Source organism: Pseudomonas sp. S2_B10, from assembly GCF_054668425.1.
Genome location: NZ_CP162768.1, coordinates 4,340,828 through 4,357,043 on the forward strand (window position 1 = coordinate 4,340,828; position 16,216 = coordinate 4,357,043).

The 16,216-nt window shown below is 61.8% G+C and carries 15 protein-coding genes; 9 read left to right on the plus strand and 6 right to left on the minus strand.

Going from position 1 to position 16,216, the window contains the following annotated elements; translation table 11 throughout:
- Positions 1-48: 48 nt before the first annotated feature.
- Positions 49-2,499, minus strand: coding sequence for a penicillin acylase family protein (locus AB4O45_RS19335; protein WP_460160435.1), 2,451 nt, complete (start codon positions 2,497-2,499; stop codon positions 49-51).
- 201 nt (positions 2,500-2,700) lie between these two features.
- Between AB4O45_RS19335 and AB4O45_RS19340 the strand changes: the two genes are divergently transcribed.
- Positions 2,701-3,258, plus strand: coding sequence for a cysteine hydrolase family protein (locus tag AB4O45_RS19340; protein ID WP_457264166.1), 558 nt, complete (start codon positions 2,701-2,703; stop codon positions 3,256-3,258).
- Between the two features lie 200 nt (positions 3,259-3,458).
- On the opposite strand, the gene AB4O45_RS19345 is transcribed toward AB4O45_RS19340, so the two are convergent.
- The 4 genes from AB4O45_RS19345 to AB4O45_RS19360 all read right to left on the minus strand — a co-directional run bounded on the left by AB4O45_RS19345 (position 3,459) and on the right by AB4O45_RS19360 (position 5,232).
- A complete protein-coding gene (locus AB4O45_RS19345) occupies positions 3,459-3,662 on the minus strand; it encodes an SEC-C metal-binding domain-containing protein (protein WP_003198420.1) in 204 nt (67 codons plus the stop codon).
- A gap of 5 nt (positions 3,663-3,667) precedes the next feature.
- Entirely contained in the window at positions 3,668-4,153 is a 486-nt protein-coding gene (locus AB4O45_RS19350; protein WP_024011906.1) for an LEA/WHy family protein, read from the minus strand.
- Positions 4,154-4,253: 100 nt separating this feature from the next.
- A complete protein-coding gene (locus AB4O45_RS19355; protein ID WP_041478058.1) occupies positions 4,254-4,730 on the minus strand; it encodes a YchJ family protein in 477 nt (158 codons plus the stop codon).
- 4 nt (positions 4,731-4,734) lie between these two features.
- Entirely contained in the window at positions 4,735-5,232 is a 498-nt protein-coding gene (locus AB4O45_RS19360; protein ID WP_252868904.1) for a DUF6231 family protein, read from the minus strand.
- Between the two features lie 199 nt (positions 5,233-5,431).
- Between AB4O45_RS19360 and AB4O45_RS19365 the strand changes: the two genes are divergently transcribed.
- The 4 genes from AB4O45_RS19365 to AB4O45_RS19380 all read left to right on the plus strand — a co-directional run bounded on the left by AB4O45_RS19365 (position 5,432) and on the right by AB4O45_RS19380 (position 8,133).
- The gene (locus tag AB4O45_RS19365) at positions 5,432-6,127 is read left to right on the plus strand and encodes an OmpA family protein (protein ID WP_016770616.1); all 696 of its coding nucleotides are present in this window, start codon (positions 5,432-5,434) and stop codon (positions 6,125-6,127) included.
- A gap of 90 nt (positions 6,128-6,217) precedes the next feature.
- A complete protein-coding gene (locus tag AB4O45_RS19370) occupies positions 6,218-6,940 on the plus strand; it encodes an OmpA family protein (RefSeq protein ID WP_095180542.1) in 723 nt (240 codons plus the stop codon).
- A gap of 160 nt (positions 6,941-7,100) precedes the next feature.
- Positions 7,101-7,382: a DUF1145 domain-containing protein gene (locus AB4O45_RS19375; RefSeq protein WP_016771375.1), complete on the plus strand. Its 282-nt coding sequence runs from the start codon at positions 7,101-7,103 to the stop codon at positions 7,380-7,382.
- Positions 7,375-8,133, plus strand: a complete 759-nt coding sequence (locus AB4O45_RS19380) for a collagen-like triple helix repeat-containing protein (RefSeq protein ID WP_122698367.1) — start codon at positions 7,375-7,377, stop codon at positions 8,131-8,133. Before AB4O45_RS19375 ends, AB4O45_RS19380 begins: the two co-directional genes overlap by 8 nt.
- Positions 8,134-8,350: 217 nt before the next feature.
- Here AB4O45_RS19380 and AB4O45_RS19385 read toward each other — a convergent pair whose 3' ends face one another.
- Complete coding sequence (locus tag AB4O45_RS19385) at positions 8,351-8,815, minus strand: CopD family protein (RefSeq protein WP_016771373.1); 465 nt, start codon at positions 8,813-8,815, stop codon at positions 8,351-8,353.
- Positions 8,816-8,912: 97 nt separating this feature from the next.
- Here AB4O45_RS19385 and dinG point away from each other — a divergent pair, with 97 nt between their 5' ends.
- The 4 genes from dinG to AB4O45_RS19405 all read left to right on the plus strand — a co-directional run bounded on the left by dinG (position 8,913) and on the right by AB4O45_RS19405 (position 16,194).
- Positions 8,913-11,057: an ATP-dependent DNA helicase DinG gene (dinG, locus tag AB4O45_RS19390; protein WP_150636400.1), complete on the plus strand. Its 2,145-nt coding sequence runs from the start codon at positions 8,913-8,915 to the stop codon at positions 11,055-11,057.
- Positions 11,058-11,152: 95 nt separating this feature from the next.
- The gene (locus AB4O45_RS19395) at positions 11,153-13,621 is read left to right on the plus strand and encodes a beta-galactosidase (RefSeq protein ID WP_460160436.1); all 2,469 of its coding nucleotides are present in this window, start codon (positions 11,153-11,155) and stop codon (positions 13,619-13,621) included.
- 210 nt (positions 13,622-13,831) lie between these two features.
- Entirely contained in the window at positions 13,832-14,977 is a 1,146-nt protein-coding gene (locus AB4O45_RS19400; protein ID WP_460160437.1) for a serine hydrolase domain-containing protein, read from the plus strand.
- Positions 14,978-15,090: 113 nt separating this feature from the next.
- Positions 15,091-16,194, plus strand: a complete 1,104-nt coding sequence (locus AB4O45_RS19405; protein ID WP_041478044.1) for an OmpA family protein — start codon at positions 15,091-15,093, stop codon at positions 16,192-16,194.
- The last annotated feature ends 22 nt before the right edge of the window (positions 16,195-16,216 follow it).

Below are 16,216 nucleotides of genomic sequence, written 5' to 3' on the forward strand. Positions count from 1 at the left end.
CCTCTCCCTCCGGGAGAGGGCTAGGGTGAGGGGCTGTTGATCTTTGCTCTATTTCCCGGGGGTGAGGGTCAAGCGGGTCTTGCCATACACCCGATCAAAGTTCTGCGGCTGCATCGGCAAGCCGATGTACTGACCTTTCAGCCATGCATCGATCCCGTTCAGGTAGTTCGGACTCAGTGGATTGCCCGACTGCCCCGTACCGTTCTGCGCCATCAGTGGCTCGCTCTGGCCGAAGTCGACGATAAAACGCATCGACGGCGCGCGCGTGGTAACGAAGTCCTGGCCCCAGGCAAACGCCGAGTTGTTCAGCGTGGTGTGATCGCCACCGGCTGCCAGTGGTCCGCGCACGGTCTGGCCGTTGCTGTTTTTCCACGCATAGCTGTGCAATTTGCCCCACTGCCAGGCGCGATGATCGCCGCCCAACTGGCTGTCACCGGCAGTAATCGCCGCAGCGAGGCTACGGGCGAGAATCACGGATTTGTCTTCCTTCTGCGGCGTGCGCAGGTCATCCCAGAATGGACTGTCCTCACGCCCCAAGAGATGATCGGCCTGCGCCGCGTAGGACAGATCGCCATTGGCGACAAAGGCCTTCCACGCCGGGCTCGACTCAGGACCCAGTTCATCGAGGAAGATCTGCTTCATGCTTTCCTGCAGAAACAGTTCATAAATCGCCGCATCCGCCGAGGTCGGGCTGAGCTTGCCGTCGAACGCCATCAAGCGCGTGAAGGCTTCGCGGGCCTTGCTGCGTTCGGCTTCCGGCAGGGCGTCGATCGCCTGTTTCAGCGGTTGCTTCATGCCCGGCGCTTCGAAGACTTTTTTCAGCTTGGCGGCGAACGTGGTGGTCTGGTCGTACTGCATGGCGATCACGCTGCGGCTGTCGTGCTTGCCGCTGCCAGCCATTTCCGCCAGGCGTTCGCCACGCTCCGGTGCCGCCCAGGATTTCGACAGCTGCATGCCGTAGCCGTCGGGGATAACGCGCTGGTTGGCGGTACCGAGCCAGCCTTGTGCCGGGTCCTGATCGTAGGGGTGCAGCATCGGGTCGGCGTAACCGTCCCAGTCGTAGCGACCGTCCCAACCCGGCGAGGGCAGCAGGCCTTCACCTTCGCGACGGTTGGGGAAGCGCCCGGTGACTTGCCAGCCGATATTGCTTGCATCGGCAAAGACCAGATTCAGGGTAATGGCGCGGATTTCGCGGCTGGCGTCCGAGGCGCGCTCGACGTTCTGCGCGCGGGTCAGGTCGAAGAAGGCATCCAGGGTTTTGTCGTCGGTGAAGCTTGGCGTCTGTAAAGCGAGACCGAAACCGCTGCCTTGCGCCGCTGCCTGGGCACTGTTGAGCAGCGCGCCGTGGCGGGTTTCGTAGACGGCTTCGCGAATCGGCCGCTGGCCTTTGACGAAGTAGGTTTCGTTGCGCACGCCCAGCGGCTGCCATTTGCCGTTGACCTCGTAGGTCAGGCTGCTGCCCTGACGGCGGATTTTCTCGAGGAACAGATCCTGGTTATCGCCGAGCACGCTGGTCATGCTCCACGCCACTTTGCCGTTGAAGCCGCCGAGCACCATCGGCAGACCGGCAACCGTGACGCCGGCTGCCTGATATTTCGGCGCGCGGATCTGCACGAAACTCCACAACGACGGCGCTGCCAGCGGCCCGTGCGCATCGCTGGCCAGCAGGCTCTTGCCGCTACGGCTGCGTTGCGGGGCGATTGCCCAGTTGTTCGCAGTCGGCGTGGCGAGCAGGTTCAGCGCCGACAGTTGCTGGCTGGCGCTGCTCAGTTCGGTCAGCCCCGGAATCTGCCCATTGAGCTTGAGGCCTTGCAGCTTGTCGGCTTCAGCCACTGGCAGGTTTTCATCAGGCGCCGACGGGCTCAGCCAGGCGAGTTTGTCAGTGGTCACGGTTTGCGCGAGCACCAGCGACTGGATTTCCTCCGGCAGGTTGGCCGACTGGCTGAAATTCAGCAGGGCGAAAATCAGCGCCGAATCTTCCGGTTTCCAGTATTCGGGCTTGTAACCGCTGGCGGCGAGGTCGCCCGGCAACTTGTCGGCGTAGCGGAACAGATAAGCGTTGACGCCTCGTGCGTAGACTTCGAAGAAGCGCTTGAGCCGTGGCGACGAGGCCTTGTACAGCTCGCCGGCGCTCTTCTTCAGATTGACCGCGCGCATGTAGCGGTCGGCATCGAGCATCGACGCGCCAGACATTTCCGCCAGCCGGCCCTGGGCCAACAGGCGCAGGGTGACCATCTGGTTGATGCGGTCGCTGGCGTGGACATAGCCGAGGCTGAACAGCGCGTCATGGAAGCTGTTGCTCTCGATCAACGGCATGCCCATCGCATTGCGCCGCACCGACACGTTCTGCGCCAGGCCCTTGAGCGGTTGTACGCCGGAGGTCGGCGGCAGGCTGTCCTGGGCGTTCCAGGTCTGGCAACCGGACAGGCCGAGAACACCGGCCACTGCTGCGGCAACGCCGAACCGGGGAAGAAAATGTGTAAGGGCTGGCGAGGCCATGGCGAAGCTCCTGCGGGGGTATAAGGCTGGGGGCGCAATAAAGCCGCTACGTTAGTGAGGGCGCGAGGGCCGCGCAAGCGGGGCGAGCGGTTATTTGTGCTGTTGTCGGCTGATCGGTCAAAGCTGTGACAGTTGCTTGTGGGAAAGCGCTGATGTTGAACTGCGGAATGAGTCCCGAGACCTGTCAGGAGAAAGATCGCTATGGAGCTTCAAAGCAACGCTGCGCTGATCATCATCGACCAGCAGAAAGGCATTCTGCATCCGCGTCTGGGGCGGCGGAATAATCCTCAGGCCGAAGAGCGAATGCTTGAGTTATTGGCGCTGTGGCGCCTGCGCGGGCGCCCGGTGATTCACGTGCAGCATTTGTCGCGCTCACCTGACTCGGTGTTCTGGCCGGAGCAGGACGGAGTCGAGTTTCAAGAGCGTTTTGTCCCTCAGGGCGGGGAATGGCTGATCCAGAAACAGGTGCCGGACGCGTTTTGTGCCAGTGGGCTGGAGGCGCAGTTGCGTGAGGCCGGGATCGGGCAACTGATCATCGTTGGTGTGGCGACCAATAACTCTGTTGAGTCGACGGCGCGCACTGCGGGCAATCTGGGTTTCGACACATGGGTGGCAGAGGATGCGTGCTTTACCTTCGACAAAGCCGATTATTTCGGCAAACCGCGTACCGCTGAAGAGGTGCACGGGATGTCGCTGGGCAATCTGCATGGGGAGTACGCGACGGTGGTCAGTGCTGCCCTGATTCTGACAGTCAACTGATAGACCTGTGGGAGCTGGCTTGCCAGCGATTGCGGTGAATCAGGCGACATCAATGCAGGGATGTGCCGCCCTATCGCTGGCAAGCCAGCTCCCACAGGGCTGCGCAGGTTCACAAAAATGTGTTGAGTGCAGATCAACTGTGGGAGCGAGCCTGCTCGCGAAGGCGGCAGGTCAGGCGAAGAAGATCTTCGCCCGTGACATCAAGCGCCGTGGCACTTCTTGAATTTCTTGCCGTTGCCGCATGGGCAAGGGTCGTTGCGGCCGACGTCTTTCAGGGCGTTGCGCACCGGTTCCTGGTGGGCGTGGCCGCAGTTCGGGCCGTGGACATGGCCATGGTCGTGATCATGATGGTGGTCATGATCGTGGTTGCAGTCAGGGCCATGGACATGGGGTTGCTGGGTCATCGAGGTCACTCCGGAGTTAGATCGGCGGGGATTATCACGCCATTGCGCTCAAGGTGCACGTAGTGGGCGATGAATAAACCGGTTTCCATTTCCCCCTGCAATCGATAGGGAATCTGCTGGTTCGGATTTTTCAGCAGTTTCACCACCTGTTTGACCTTCGGCCACAGGTTGGTGCGGATCGGCACTTTGAAGTAAGCGCTGCGCTTTGGCCCGACGGTAAACCAGTGCTCATGCTCGCCCTCGGTGAGCAGCATGTCCGCCAGGTGAATCCGGTATTCGAGGCCGCGCACGGTCAGATCGCTGTCGTTGGGATTGTCGACGCGAAAGTGCAGGATGAATTTTTGCTCGAGCAGTTTGGCCCGCACCACCTCGACTTTCACCAGATGCACGGCAGGCTCGACGCTGTCATCGCTGAACCACGAGGCACAGCCGCCGAGGTTTACGATCAGCATCAACAGCAGGAAATGTAATGTGCGCCGACGACCGAGCATGAAATTGACTCCCTTTGTGCCCAGTCTAGACCTTAAAAGATTTCAGCCTTCGGCTAATCCCGTGGAGCTGCCGAAGGCTGCGATCTTTTGATCTTGGCTTTCAAGCGCCGAAATAACCCGAACAACACTTCTTGAACTTCTGCCCGCTGCCGCAAGGGCAGCCGTCATTGCGCCCCAGCTTCAGCTGCACCGTGGGATCGATGAAGTACCAGCGCCCGCCGTTCTGCACAAACGAAGAGCGCTCGCGATGGCTGTGCTCGCCCTGGCTGTCATGCCAGCGCGCGGTGAATGTCACAAAAGCGTGTTCCGGCTGGCCGCCGAAAACCTCCGAGCTTTCCACCTCAAGGCCGAGCCAGGTACTTTGCGCACTCCAGTCGCTGATCGATTGTCGGTTCAGCCCCGCCTGCTGCGCGGGCAGGGTGGTCGCCACCAGATAGTCGATCAGCCCCAGCACATAAGCGCTGTACCGCGAACGCATCAAGGCTTCGGCACACGGCGCCGGGTGGCCGTCATGATAAGGGCCGCAGCAGGCATCCAGCAGATTGCCGCTGCCGCAAGGGCAAATGGCTGTACTCATTGCATTACCACCAGTATTTCCCGAAGTTTTCCGGATTGGCCCAGAAGCGTGAATTGAGCCAGTCGGGGACTTGTTTGTAGTCAAGCAGATCGTAGGTGAACAGGGTCAGCACCTGCGCGTCGCGCTGAAAACGCTCGCTGGCCTGCAGTGCCAGCGAATAGAAGTCGGTTTCCTGCCAGCCGCTGGCCGCCAGATCCGCCAGCACTGCGATGCGACTGGTGTTGAGATTGCGGATGCCGCCCAACAGATTCAGGCCATCGCGTTTGGGCAAATGTTCCAGGCAATCGACCACCAGCGCCAGATCGAAGCGTTGCGCGGCCAGTTCGGCGGGCAGACCGCCGGGTGCGGCATGGGCGACCACGGTATCTGGATGCGCGTCCTTGAAAGCGCTCAAGGCGGGAAACTCGCTGGCGCCGATCAGCAGCAGTCGGGCCGGGGCGTAGCGATCCAGCAAAGCGGCCAACGCCTGTTGTGGCGTGCGCGAAGAAATGGCGACGTTCATCGAAGCTCCTCAGTCAGACCGCCAAGACTAGCCTGCCAGACTGCGTCGGCAAAGCGCCCGATGGCGGTGGTTTTCGCCAAAAGAGGCAAACCCCTGTGAACACGGTCGCAAACAGCGGTGGCCTATTGCTGGCGGAGATTAAAACTCCGGTCTTTACTCCCTGAATCGGTTTTAAGCCGATCCCTCAGGAGAAAACTAGATGAGCATAGTTCGGACAGCATTACCCTTGGTTCTGCTAACCAGTGTGTTGACTGGTTGTGCAGGTTTGCAGAAAACCGACTGGCCGACCTGTGCGGCGGTCGGCGGTGTGGTCGGTGCCGGTCTCGGCGCGACGGAAAGCGCATCGTGGGCTGGCTACGGTGCACTGATCGTCGGCGGTACGGCAGCGGCTTACTGCTGGGTGCATGGCGATGGCGATGAAGACGGCGATGGCGTGCCGGACAGTCGCGACAAGTGCCCGGGCACGCCAAAAGGCGTGCAGGTCGATGCTGACGGTTGCCCGCCACCGACGCCTGCGCCAGTGGTCGAAGAAGCGGTTGTGGTCAAGGAAGAAACCATCGTCATTCGTGATGTGCATTTCGAGTTCGACAAAGCCACGCTGACCGGCCCTGACAAGCAAGTGCTGGACAAGGTCGCCGATCGCCTGAAACAGGAATCCTCTACCGCGCAACTGACCGTGACCGGTCACACCGACAGTGTCGGCAGCGATGCCTACAACAAGAAACTGTCGGATCGTCGTGCGCACTCGGTGGTGGAATACCTGATCCAGCAGGGCGTGCCACGTGCCAGCTTCGTTTCGGTGTCGGGCCTTGGTGAAAGCCAGCCTGTGGCTGACAACAAGTCGGCTGATGGTCGTGCACAGAACCGTCGCACCGAAATCAAAATCGTCCGCTAGCCCCTCTCGCATCCGCGGCTTGTGCAGTCGCGGATGCGGGTCTTTACTCCTGTGTAACCGGTATGGGCCGGTACACAGGAGCGTTCACAAATGCGTCTTTTCTCAAGGTCCGTCTTGCCGGTGCTGCTGCTTGGCAGCTTGCTCACCGGTTGTGCCACTCACAGCGATGGCACCGCCCCCCTCAATCAACGTACGTGGCCGATCTGCAGCCTGCTTGGCGGTCTGGTCGGCGGCGGTCTTGGCGCCATTGAAAGCGCCGGCTGGGCCGGCGGCGGCGCGGCATTGGGTATCGTCACCGGCGGGCTGATCTGTTACGCCCAGGATGGCGACGAAGACAGCGACGGCGTCTTCGACCGCCGCGACCGCTGCCCGGACACTCCGGAAAACACCGAAGTCGATCACCGTGGCTGCCCGCTGCCGCAATATCCGGTGGCAGTCAAACCGGTCGAACCGGCGCCGCAAACCGAAGTGATCACCTTGAGCGATGCCGGCAACGTGCTGTTCGATTTCGACAAGTCCGATCTGACCCCGGCGGCCAAAGCCCAGCTCGATACCTTGATGGACAAGCTGCGCAATGCCGATGTGGTCAGCATCAAGGTCATCGGGCACACCGACAGCAAAGGCTCCGATGCCTATAACCAGGCCTTGTCGGAACGGCGGGCGAGCAGTGTTGCAGCGTACTTGCTGAGTCAGGGCCTGGCGCCGAACAAGCTCACCAGCGAGGGCCGTGGCGAGAGTGAGCCGGTCGCCGATAACGCCAGCGATGAAGGCCGCGCGGAAAATCGCCGGGTCGAGTTGCACATCAATCGATAGAAAGCGTCTGTAGTGCGCAGGCTAGAGCTGCCGGGTCGAGATCGTCGCCCCGGCAGCCATTTCATCAGCGTTTGCACAAATTTCATTTTTCCCTCTGGCTTATCCCCCGCAGAAGCCGGTACTGTGCGTGCAAAGAATAATTCGCAACACGGGGGAGCGTATGAAGGTGTTCTGGGGGCTGGGGCGTTTGCTGACCCTGCTGTTCTGCTGCGTGGTACTGGCCAATCAACTGGTGCCGTTTGTTCATCCGCTGCATCTGCTGGTCAATCTGGCCGGTGCTCTGTTGTTGCTGATTCATCTACTCGAAGTGCTGCTGTGCAATCGCAGCCTCAAGGGTCGTCCGCACCCTTGGCGTGATCGTGGCCGCATTCTGTTGTTCGGCGTTTTCCACCTGCAAACCATCCCGGCCCCGGCCGCTCCGGAGGCTTCTTCCCATGCGTAAACTCTGCCTGCTCGCTGCATTCATCAGTCCACTGGCCTGCGCCCAGGTGGTCAACGTGCAAAGCAATTCTTTGATGCGCTTGCCCAACACCACCAGCACGCTGCAACTGGAGAAACTGGAAGTCGCCGATTACGGCACCTTGCTGATCCCGTCCAACGTGACTGAATTGAACATTGATGAACTGCGTCTGGGCCACGAAGCACGTATTGCTATCGTTCCGGCTGAACAGGCGCTGGAAGTGAAGGTCAAGCGCGCTGAATTGAGCGAGGGCAGCCAGATCACCGCGCGCGGCGCCCCCGGCACTTATGAAAAAGCGGCCCGGGCCGGGCGCAATCTGAACCTGCAATTTCAGGCCCTGAGCGCGCCTCAACTGACGGTCGATGCCCGTGGCGGCAGGGGCGCGCCGGGTTTCGTCGGCCTCGACGGCGGCAACGGTGAAGATCCGGGCTGCACCTATGGATCAGCCGGCCACGGCGCCGATGGCAGTGACGGCAGCGATGGCCAGCCAGGCGCGCCGGGTGCGCTGGTGCGACTCGCCGTACCACGGGATTTCCCGGCCGAGCTGATCAAGGTCAACGTGGCTGGCGGTGCCGGCGGCCCGGCGGGTGTTGGCGGCAAGGCGGGCAAGGGTGGCAAGTCCAAGGGCTGTCTGGTGTACCGCGCTGACGGCGGCAAGAACGGCAAGGCCGGCGCGGATGGCCAGCCTGGGCCGGAGGGGGCAGCGGGTTCGGTTACCGTGCAACGGCTCTGAAACTGCGACCCACTCTCTGATCAATAAAATGCTTTGGTGAGTGAAGATCTTTGGTGAGTGAAGATCTTTGGTGAGTGAAATTATGTGGCGAGGGGATTTATCCCCGCTGGGTCGCGAAGCGGCCCCGCTCTAAAAATCAAAAGCGGGACTGCTACGCAGCCCAGCGGGGATAAATCCCCTCGCCACAACTGTGTTCACAGCAGAAAAATAGTGCGATTCAGAGCATCGGTCTCGCCGCCGCTACCGCCACCAGCACCAACCCGACAAGCAGATTAAGCCCCACCACCCGCCGAATCCGCCCCAGCACCGCCGCACCCGCCGGCCAATCCTTCGCCTCAACCGCCTTGCGCAACTCTGGCAGCATCAACCCCTGAATGCGGATGAACAGTGCCGTCATCACCACGTACAAACCGATCATCACCTGCACGTACTTCGGCGCGGTTTCAAATCCGACCTGCTGCAGATGCAACATGCCCACGCCGCTGATCGGCAACAGGATCACCGCGACCCAGACCCAACGGAAAAAACCTTGAAACACTTCCACCCACAGGGTCAGGCGAGCGGGGCCGTCCAGAGCCTTCACAGCCGCAGGGCGCAAGACCATCCAGGCGAAAAACATACCGCCGACCCACACCAGAGCGGCGAGGACATGCAGGGGGTAAACGAGGCTAAAAGGTGTCATTGGGTCACTCCGTTCTGCGCGGGATCGATTAGCGGGGTATGATAGCCGCCGAATCAAACCACTGAAAATTTATCCAGCGTTTTGCGCCCGACACTCAATGATCAGCACTGAACTCAAAACCACGATCCAGGGCGCCTATTCGCGTTTTCTAGAGGCCAAGAGCCTCAAGCCGCGTTACGGCCAGCGCCTGATGATCGCTGAAATCGCCAAAGTCCTCGGAGATATCGACACCGACGACGAGGGCCGGCGCAGTGGCGACCCCGCGATTGTCGCGGTGGAAGCCGGCACCGGTACCGGCAAGACCGTGGCCTACAGTCTGGCGGCGATCCCTACGGCGAAACTGGCCGGCAAGCGTCTGGTCATTGCCACCGCGACCGTCGCCCTGCAAGAGCAGATTGTCTACAAGGATTTGCCCGACCTGATGCGCAACAGCGGGCTGAATTTCAGTTTTGCCCTGGCCAAGGGCCGTGGTCGCTACATGTGCCTGTCCAAGCTCGACATGCTGTTGCAGGAAGGCCACGCACAAACCGCCACCGCGCAGCTGTTCGAAGAAGAAGGTTTCAAGATCGAAGTCGACGAGGCCAGTCAGAAGCTGTTCACCAGCATGATCGAAAAGCTCGCCGGCAATAAATGGGACGGCGACCGCGACAGTTGGCCTAACGCGCTGGAAGACGCCGACTGGGCGCGCCTGACCACCGATCACAGCCAGTGCACCAACCGTCATTGCCCGAACTTCGGCCAGTGTGCCTTCTACAAGGCCCGCGAGGGCATGGGCAAGGTCGACGTGATCGTTACCAACCACGACATGGTCCTGGCTGACCTGGCACTGGGCGGCGGCGCCGTGCTGCCGGACCCGCGCGACACCATTTACGTGTTCGACGAAGGTCACCATTTGCCGGACAAGGCCATCGGCCACTTCGCTCATTACACGCGCCTGCGCTCCACCGCCGACTGGCTGGAAACCACCGCCAAGAACCTGACCAAGCTGCTGGCCCAGCATCCGTTGCCGGGTGATCTCGGCAAGCTGATCGAGCAGGTGCCCGAGCTGGCACGGGAGATCAAGACCCAGCAGCAGTTCATGTTCACCGCCTGCGAGCAGATCGCCGATTTCAAACCGGGCGAAGACGTCGAAGGCCGCGAGCGCCCGCGTCATCGCTTTGTCGGCGGGGTGATTCCCGAGGATATGCGCGAGATGGGCATCGAGCTGAAAAAAGGCTATTCGCGCCTAAACGACCTGTTTCAACGCCTGACCGACCTGCTCAAGGAAGGCATGGACGGCGAGGTCAACATCGGCATCGCCAGCAATCAGGCCGAAGAATGGTATCCGCTGTTCGGCAGCCTGTTGTCCCGCGCTTCCGGCAACTGGGAATTGTGGACCGCGTTCACCGCCGAAGACCCGGAAGACAGCCCGCCCATGGCGCGCTGGCTGACCCTGGCCGAAAGCGGTTCGCTGTTCGATATCGAGGTCAACGCCAGCCCGATTCTGGCGGCGGAAACCTTGCGTCGCAGTTTGTGGAACGTCGCGTACGGCTGCCTGGTGACCTCGGCGACGCTGACGGCGCTGGGCACTTTCGACCGTTTCCGCATGCGCGCCGGTCTGCCGAAAAAAGCTGTCACAGCGGTGGTGCCGAGCCCGTTCCATCATGCCGATGCCGGCGTGCTGCGCGTGCCGGATCTCAAGGCCGACCCGCGCGATGCCGCCGCCCACACGGCGGCGATCATTCGCGAGCTGCCGGATCTGGTCGACGGTTCCCGTGGCACGCTGGTGCTGTTCTCCTCGCGCAAGCAAATGCAGGACGTATTCGACGGCCTCGACCGCGACTGGCGCAAGCAAGTGTTCATTCAGGGCAACCTGTCGAAACAGGAGACCCTCAACAAGCACAAGGCGCGGGTCGACGGCGGTGATTCCAGCGTGCTGTTCGGGCTGGCCAGTTTTGCCGAAGGTGTCGATTTGCCGGGGGCCTACTGCGAGCACGTGGTGATCGCCAAGATTCCGTTCTCGGTGCCCGATGATCCGGTTGAGGCCGCGTTGTCGGAGTGGATCGAGGCGCGCGGTGGCAATCCGTTCATGGAAATCTCCGTGCCCGATGCCTCGCTGAAACTGGTCCAGGCCTGCGGCCGTCTGCTGCGCACCGAAGAAGACCGCGGCACCATCACCTTGCTCGACCGGCGTCTGGTCACTCAGCGCTACGGCAAGGCGATCCTCAATGCGTTGCCTCCTTTCCGTCGTGAAATATCCTGAGACACGGGTGGGCCGATTGGCCCGCCGCGTTGTCTATCTCTCTGCCACCGCTTTTCCACTGGCCTTGACTGGTCGTTAGGGAGAACTCCGTTCTTATGATCCGCCGTTCGTTGCCCGCTGTTTTCGCCTTGATCTTTGCCGCGCCGTTGCTGGCTGCGCCCGCCGGTCAGCAGACGCTGTTCAACTTCGTACGCCCGGCCGACGTGGTCAAGGTCGCCACGGAAAACGCCGACCTGCCGCAGGCCAATGCCGAACAGACCGCGGAAGGCGAAGTGCTGCGCCGGGTGACGTTCAACCCGGTCGCCCGGCCGACCTTGCGCCTGACCCCGCAGACCGGCGCTTGGGACTGGTCGCAGTCCGACATGATGACCCTGCGTCTGCAAAGTGCGATGAATTGGGCGGTCACAGTCTATGTGCAGATCCAGAGCAACGATGGCCGCACCCTGGTCAGCCGCGTCGATCTGCCGGCCGGCCCCGCGCAGACCTTGCTGGTGCCGCTGGTGGCTTCGACGCCGCTGAGCCAGGGCATGAAAGCCGGGCCGCCGATGCCGATGACCGTCGATGGCCAACGCATCCTGCTGGCCAGCAGCACTGGCGAGATCGACCGCAGCCAAGTGGTCTCGGTGAGTCTGTCGATGGATCAGCCGAAAGTTGCGCAGAGCCTGTTGCTCGAGCGGTTCGGCGTGCAGGACGGCGAATCGGTGACGCGGGCGGTGTACGGCAATCTGGTCGACGCCTACGGTCAGTCAACCCGTAGTAAATGGCCGGAAAAAGTCAGCAGCGACGAACAACTGAAAAGCGCCGCCAGCAAAGAGCTGCAACAGCTGAATACGTGGCTGGCCGAGCGTGAAAAGGCTTCGCTGGACAAGTTCGGCGGCTGGAACAAAGGCCCGGCGTTCAAGGCCAGCGGATTCTTCCGCACGGAAAAACGCGATGGCCGCTGGTATCTGGTGACTCCTGAAGGCCACCCGTTCTATTCGCTGGGCGTCAATACAGTCAGCCCGCAGGTCAACCAGACCTACGTCGCCGGCCGTGAATACATGTTCGAATCGTTGCCGAAGAACGACGACCCGCTGGCCGCGCATTTTGGCGAGGGTGACAACCGTGGCGGCAATGGCGCCGACCAGGGGCGTGGCTACGGCAACGGCCGCTGGTACGACTTCTATGGCGCCAATCTGCAACGCCTGTACGGCGAACCGTGCAAGGCAGACAGCGACAACAAGGCCGGGATTGCCGAAGCGGCGAAGGCTGGGGCGGCTGAGGCCGGTTCGGTGCAGGCCGCTGAAACCGCAGCGGTGCCTGCCGAGCCAAAATCCGGTATTGCCGAAGCGGCGCAGACCGATGCGGTGCAAGCGTCCAGCGCGCAAACCACTCCGTGCACAGCCGCAATTGATGAAGAACGCTGGACCCGGCATACCCTCGATCGGCTGCAAGCCTGGGGCTTCAACACAGTGGGCAACTGGAGCGCGCCGTCGCTGGCGGATGCTGAGCGCGTACCGTACACCTTGCCGCTGTCGATCGTCGGCGATTACACCAGCATCAGCACCGGCAGCGATTGGTGGGGCGGCATGCCGGATCCGTTCGATCCGCGTTTCGCCATGGCCACCGAGCGCGCCGTGGCCATTGCCGCCCGCGATCACCGTGACGATCCGTGGCTGATCGGTTATTACGCCGACAACGAACTGGCCTGGGCCGGCCCTGGCGACGATCCGAAAGCTCGCTACGCGCTGGCCTACGGCACGTTGAAAATGACCACCGACGTACCGGCCAAACGCGCCTTTCTCAAGCAATTGCGCGACAAGTACCGCAATCAGGCCGGACTGTCCAAGGCCTGGGGCATCGAGTTGCCGGCGTGGGAATTGATGGAAGACCCTGGCTTCGTGCCGCCACTGCCGAACCCGGAGCATCCGGAGATCGAAGCGGATTTCAAATACTTCCAGAAGGTCTTCGCCGATACCTATTTCAAGACCATTTCCGATTCGCTGAAATGGCACGCGCCGAACCAGATGCTCCTGGGCGGTCGCTTCGCCACCAGTACGCCTGAAGCCGTGGCGTCCTGCGCACAATATTGCGATGTGTTGAGCTTCAACATGTACACGCTCAAGCCGCAGGAGGGTTACGACTTCGCCGCGCTGGCAGCGCTGGACAAACCGGTGCTGATCACCGAATTCAACTTCGGCTCGGCCGACCGAGGCCCGTTCTGGGGCGGCGTGACGCAGCTGGCCAAGGAGGAAGATCGCGGCCCGGCCTATGCCAACTTCCTCAAACAGGCACTGAGCGAACCGTCGATTGTCGGCGTGCACTGGTTCCAGTATCTCGACCAACCGGTGACCGGGCGTTTGCTCGACGGCGAGAACGGCCATTTCGGTCTGGTCGGGATGACCGATCTGCCGTATCAGGGCTTCGTCGAAGCGGTGCGCAAAAGCAATCTGCAGGCGCTGGAGCAACTGGGCAAGGAGGCGCAGAAAACCCCGGCGGCGGAAGTGGAAGGCGGGCGCAAGGCCGAGGCTGGCAAAGCGCCGGGGGCTGCACAGGCGGGTGGGCATTCGGGGAATGGTCACTAGGTTTCAGACCGCGTTATCGTTCTTCGCGAGCAGGCTCGCTCCCACACTGGATATCAACAGCAGCGCAGATCCCCTGTGGGAGCGAGCCTGCTCGCGAAGGGATCGCCACAAATTGCGGATCAACCGTCTGGCCCGCGCCTGTTCCCAAATCCCTCAAGGGCTGGAACAATGCGGGCCACTTTGTAGAGCGTTTTCGCGGGGGAGTTGCGGGTGCAGATTCAGGGACATTACGAGCTTCAATTCGAAGCGGTGCGCGAGGCTTTCGCCGCACTGTTCGACGATCCCCAGGAACGCGGCGCAGCCCTGTGCATCAAGGTCGGTGGAGAAACCGTCCTCGACCTCTGGTCCGGTACCGCCGACAAGGACGGCGCCGAGGCTTGGCACAGCGACACCATCGCCAACCTGTTCTCCTGCACCAAGACCTTCACCGCCGTTACCGCGCTGCAACTGGTGGCCGAAGGCAAGTTGCAACTCGATGCCCCGGTTGCCCGCTACTGGCCGGAATTCGCCGCCGCCGGCAAAGAATCCGTCACCCTGCGCCAATTGCTCTGCCATCAGGCCGGCTTGCCGGCGCTGCGCGAACTGCTCGCCCCTGAAGCCCTTTACGACTGGCAAACCATGGTCGACTCCCTCGCCGCCGAAGCGCCATGGTGGACGCCGGGCACCGGTCACGGTTATGCCGCGATTACCTACGGCTGGCTGGTCGGCGAATTGCTGCGCCGCGCTGACGGGCGTGGGCCGGGCGAGTCGATCGTCGCTCGGGTCGCCAAACCGTTGGGCCTGGATTTCCATGTGGGCCTGGCCGACGAAGAATTTCATCGCGTGGCGCACATCGCTCGTGGCAAGGGCAACGCCGGCGACGCTGCGGCGCAGCGCCTGCTGCAAGTCACCATGCGCGAACCGACGGCCATGACTACCCGCGCCTTCACCAATCCGCCGTCAGTGCTGACCAGCACCAACAAGCCGGAATGGCGCCGCATGCAGCAGCCTGCGGCTAACGGCCACGGCAATGCGCGCAGCCTCGCCGGGTTTTACGCCGGCCTGCTCGATGGCAGCCTGCTCGAAAGCGAGATGCTCGAAGAGCTGACCCGCGAGCACAGCCTTGGCGATGACAAGACCTTGCTCACCCGCACCCGTTTCGGCCTCGGCTGCATGCTCGATCAACCGGACGTGCCCAACGCCACCTACGGCCTCGGACCACGCGCGTTCGGTCATCCGGGAGCGGGCGGCTCGATCGGTTTTGCTGATCCGGAGCACGATGTGGCTTTCGGTTTCGTGACAAATACCCTGGGGCCTTACGTTTTGATGGATCCGCGTGCACAAAAGCTGGCGCGGGTGCTTGCCACTTGTCTGTAAAGCTTCAACTGAGGTTCCAGGGTCGGAACCTCGAAGGGATTTTCGTTTCAAAACGGCTGTTTATCCGGGCGAAAGTGCTCTGATTTTTCATTACTTCATTTTGTGGATTTTCAATGTCATCTAAAAAGACCCTCGCCCTGGCCCTGTGTGTAGCGATCACCGGTTGCGCACAGACTCCGAAAAACGATGCAGATGGCGGCAGTTGGTGGCCGTTCGGTTCTTCCGACAAAGTCGCGGCCAAAGATTCGGCCCCGGCTCCGGCTCCTTTGAAACCTGCGGCGACCGCGCCAGTGGCCAAGGCCGAGAGCAGCAACCCGTGGTACTGGCCGTTCGGTTCCAGCGATGAAGCGGTCAAGGCTGATCTGAAAGCCGAGGTTAAACCTGAAGCCAAACCGGTCGAGGTGGCCAAAGCCGAGGCGCAGTCCAATGGCAAATGGTGGTGGCCGTTCGGCGGCAAGGATCAGCCAACCGCCAAAGCCGTGCCGATGCCCGATCCGAAGGTGACTCAGGCCTGGCTGGATGACTACGAACCGCGTCTGCGTGAAGCGGTGAAGGACAGCAATCTGCAACTCGAACGTCGCGACAATGTGCTGGTAGTGACGGCGCCGGTCGAAGGCTCGTTCAATCCGGACCGTCCGGCGATGCTGCTGCCGGTCACCCTTGGCCCGTTCACTCGCGTGGCGAAAATCCTTGAAGCCGATCCGAAAACCGCAGTGCTGGTGCTCGGTCACAGTGATACCAGCGGTGCCGCACCGGCCAACGTCAAGCTGAGCCAGGAACGTGCGCAATCGGTGGCAGCGATCTTCCGCCTCAGCGGCTTGCAGCGTGATCGCCTGATGCTGCGCGGCATGGGTTCCGAAGCGCCGCGTGCGGCCAACGACAGCGTTGAAGGCCGCGCCTTGAACCGTCGTGTCGAGCTGCTGGTGACTCCGCAAAACACCATGGTTGCGCTGCTGAGCAAATACAACATGCCAGCACCGAAGCCTGTAACGATGGTTGCTGCGCAAGACGTCAAGCCAGTGGCCAAACCGGTTACCCCGGCGCCTGCGGCGAAAAAAGCCGCTGTGCCGGCGGCGAAAAAGGCGCCAGCCAAGAAAACCGCCGCCAAGGCTCCTGCGAAGAAGGCCCCGGCCAAGGCTCCAGCGAAAAAAACTGCACCAGCCAAAGCCGCCGCGACCGACAAGAAAGTCGCCGCAGCCGACGCTGCCAAGAAGTGATCCGCTAACGAAAAGGAATCCG

Excerpts from the sequence above, each read along its gene's own strand:
- AB4O45_RS19335 (WP_460160435.1), bottom strand. The coding sequence starts at position 2,499 with ATGGCCTCGCCAGCCCTTACACATTTTCTTCCCCGGTTCGGCGTTGCC.
- AB4O45_RS19340 (WP_457264166.1), top strand. The coding sequence starts at position 2,701 with ATGGAGCTTCAAAGCAACGCTGCGCTGATCATCATCGACCAGCAGAAA.
- AB4O45_RS19345 (WP_003198420.1), bottom strand. The coding sequence starts at position 3,662 with ATGACCCAGCAACCCCATGTCCATGGCCCTGACTGCAACCACGATCAT.
- AB4O45_RS19350 (WP_024011906.1), bottom strand. The coding sequence starts at position 4,153 with ATGCTCGGTCGTCGGCGCACATTACATTTCCTGCTGTTGATGCTGATC.
- AB4O45_RS19355 (WP_041478058.1), bottom strand. The coding sequence starts at position 4,730 with ATGAGTACAGCCATTTGCCCTTGCGGCAGCGGCAATCTGCTGGATGCC.
- AB4O45_RS19360 (WP_252868904.1), bottom strand. The coding sequence starts at position 5,232 with ATGAACGTCGCCATTTCTTCGCGCACGCCACAACAGGCGTTGGCCGCT.
- AB4O45_RS19365 (WP_016770616.1), top strand. The coding sequence starts at position 5,432 with ATGAGCATAGTTCGGACAGCATTACCCTTGGTTCTGCTAACCAGTGTG.
- AB4O45_RS19370 (WP_095180542.1), top strand. The coding sequence starts at position 6,218 with ATGCGTCTTTTCTCAAGGTCCGTCTTGCCGGTGCTGCTGCTTGGCAGC.
- AB4O45_RS19375 (WP_016771375.1), top strand. The coding sequence starts at position 7,101 with ATGAAGGTGTTCTGGGGGCTGGGGCGTTTGCTGACCCTGCTGTTCTGC.
- AB4O45_RS19380 (WP_122698367.1), top strand. The coding sequence starts at position 7,375 with ATGCGTAAACTCTGCCTGCTCGCTGCATTCATCAGTCCACTGGCCTGC.
- AB4O45_RS19385 (WP_016771373.1), bottom strand. The coding sequence starts at position 8,815 with ATGACACCTTTTAGCCTCGTTTACCCCCTGCATGTCCTCGCCGCTCTG.
- dinG (WP_150636400.1), top strand. The coding sequence starts at position 8,913 with ATGATCAGCACTGAACTCAAAACCACGATCCAGGGCGCCTATTCGCGT.
- AB4O45_RS19395 (WP_460160436.1), top strand. The coding sequence starts at position 11,153 with ATGATCCGCCGTTCGTTGCCCGCTGTTTTCGCCTTGATCTTTGCCGCG.
- AB4O45_RS19405 (WP_041478044.1), top strand. The coding sequence starts at position 15,091 with ATGTCATCTAAAAAGACCCTCGCCCTGGCCCTGTGTGTAGCGATCACC.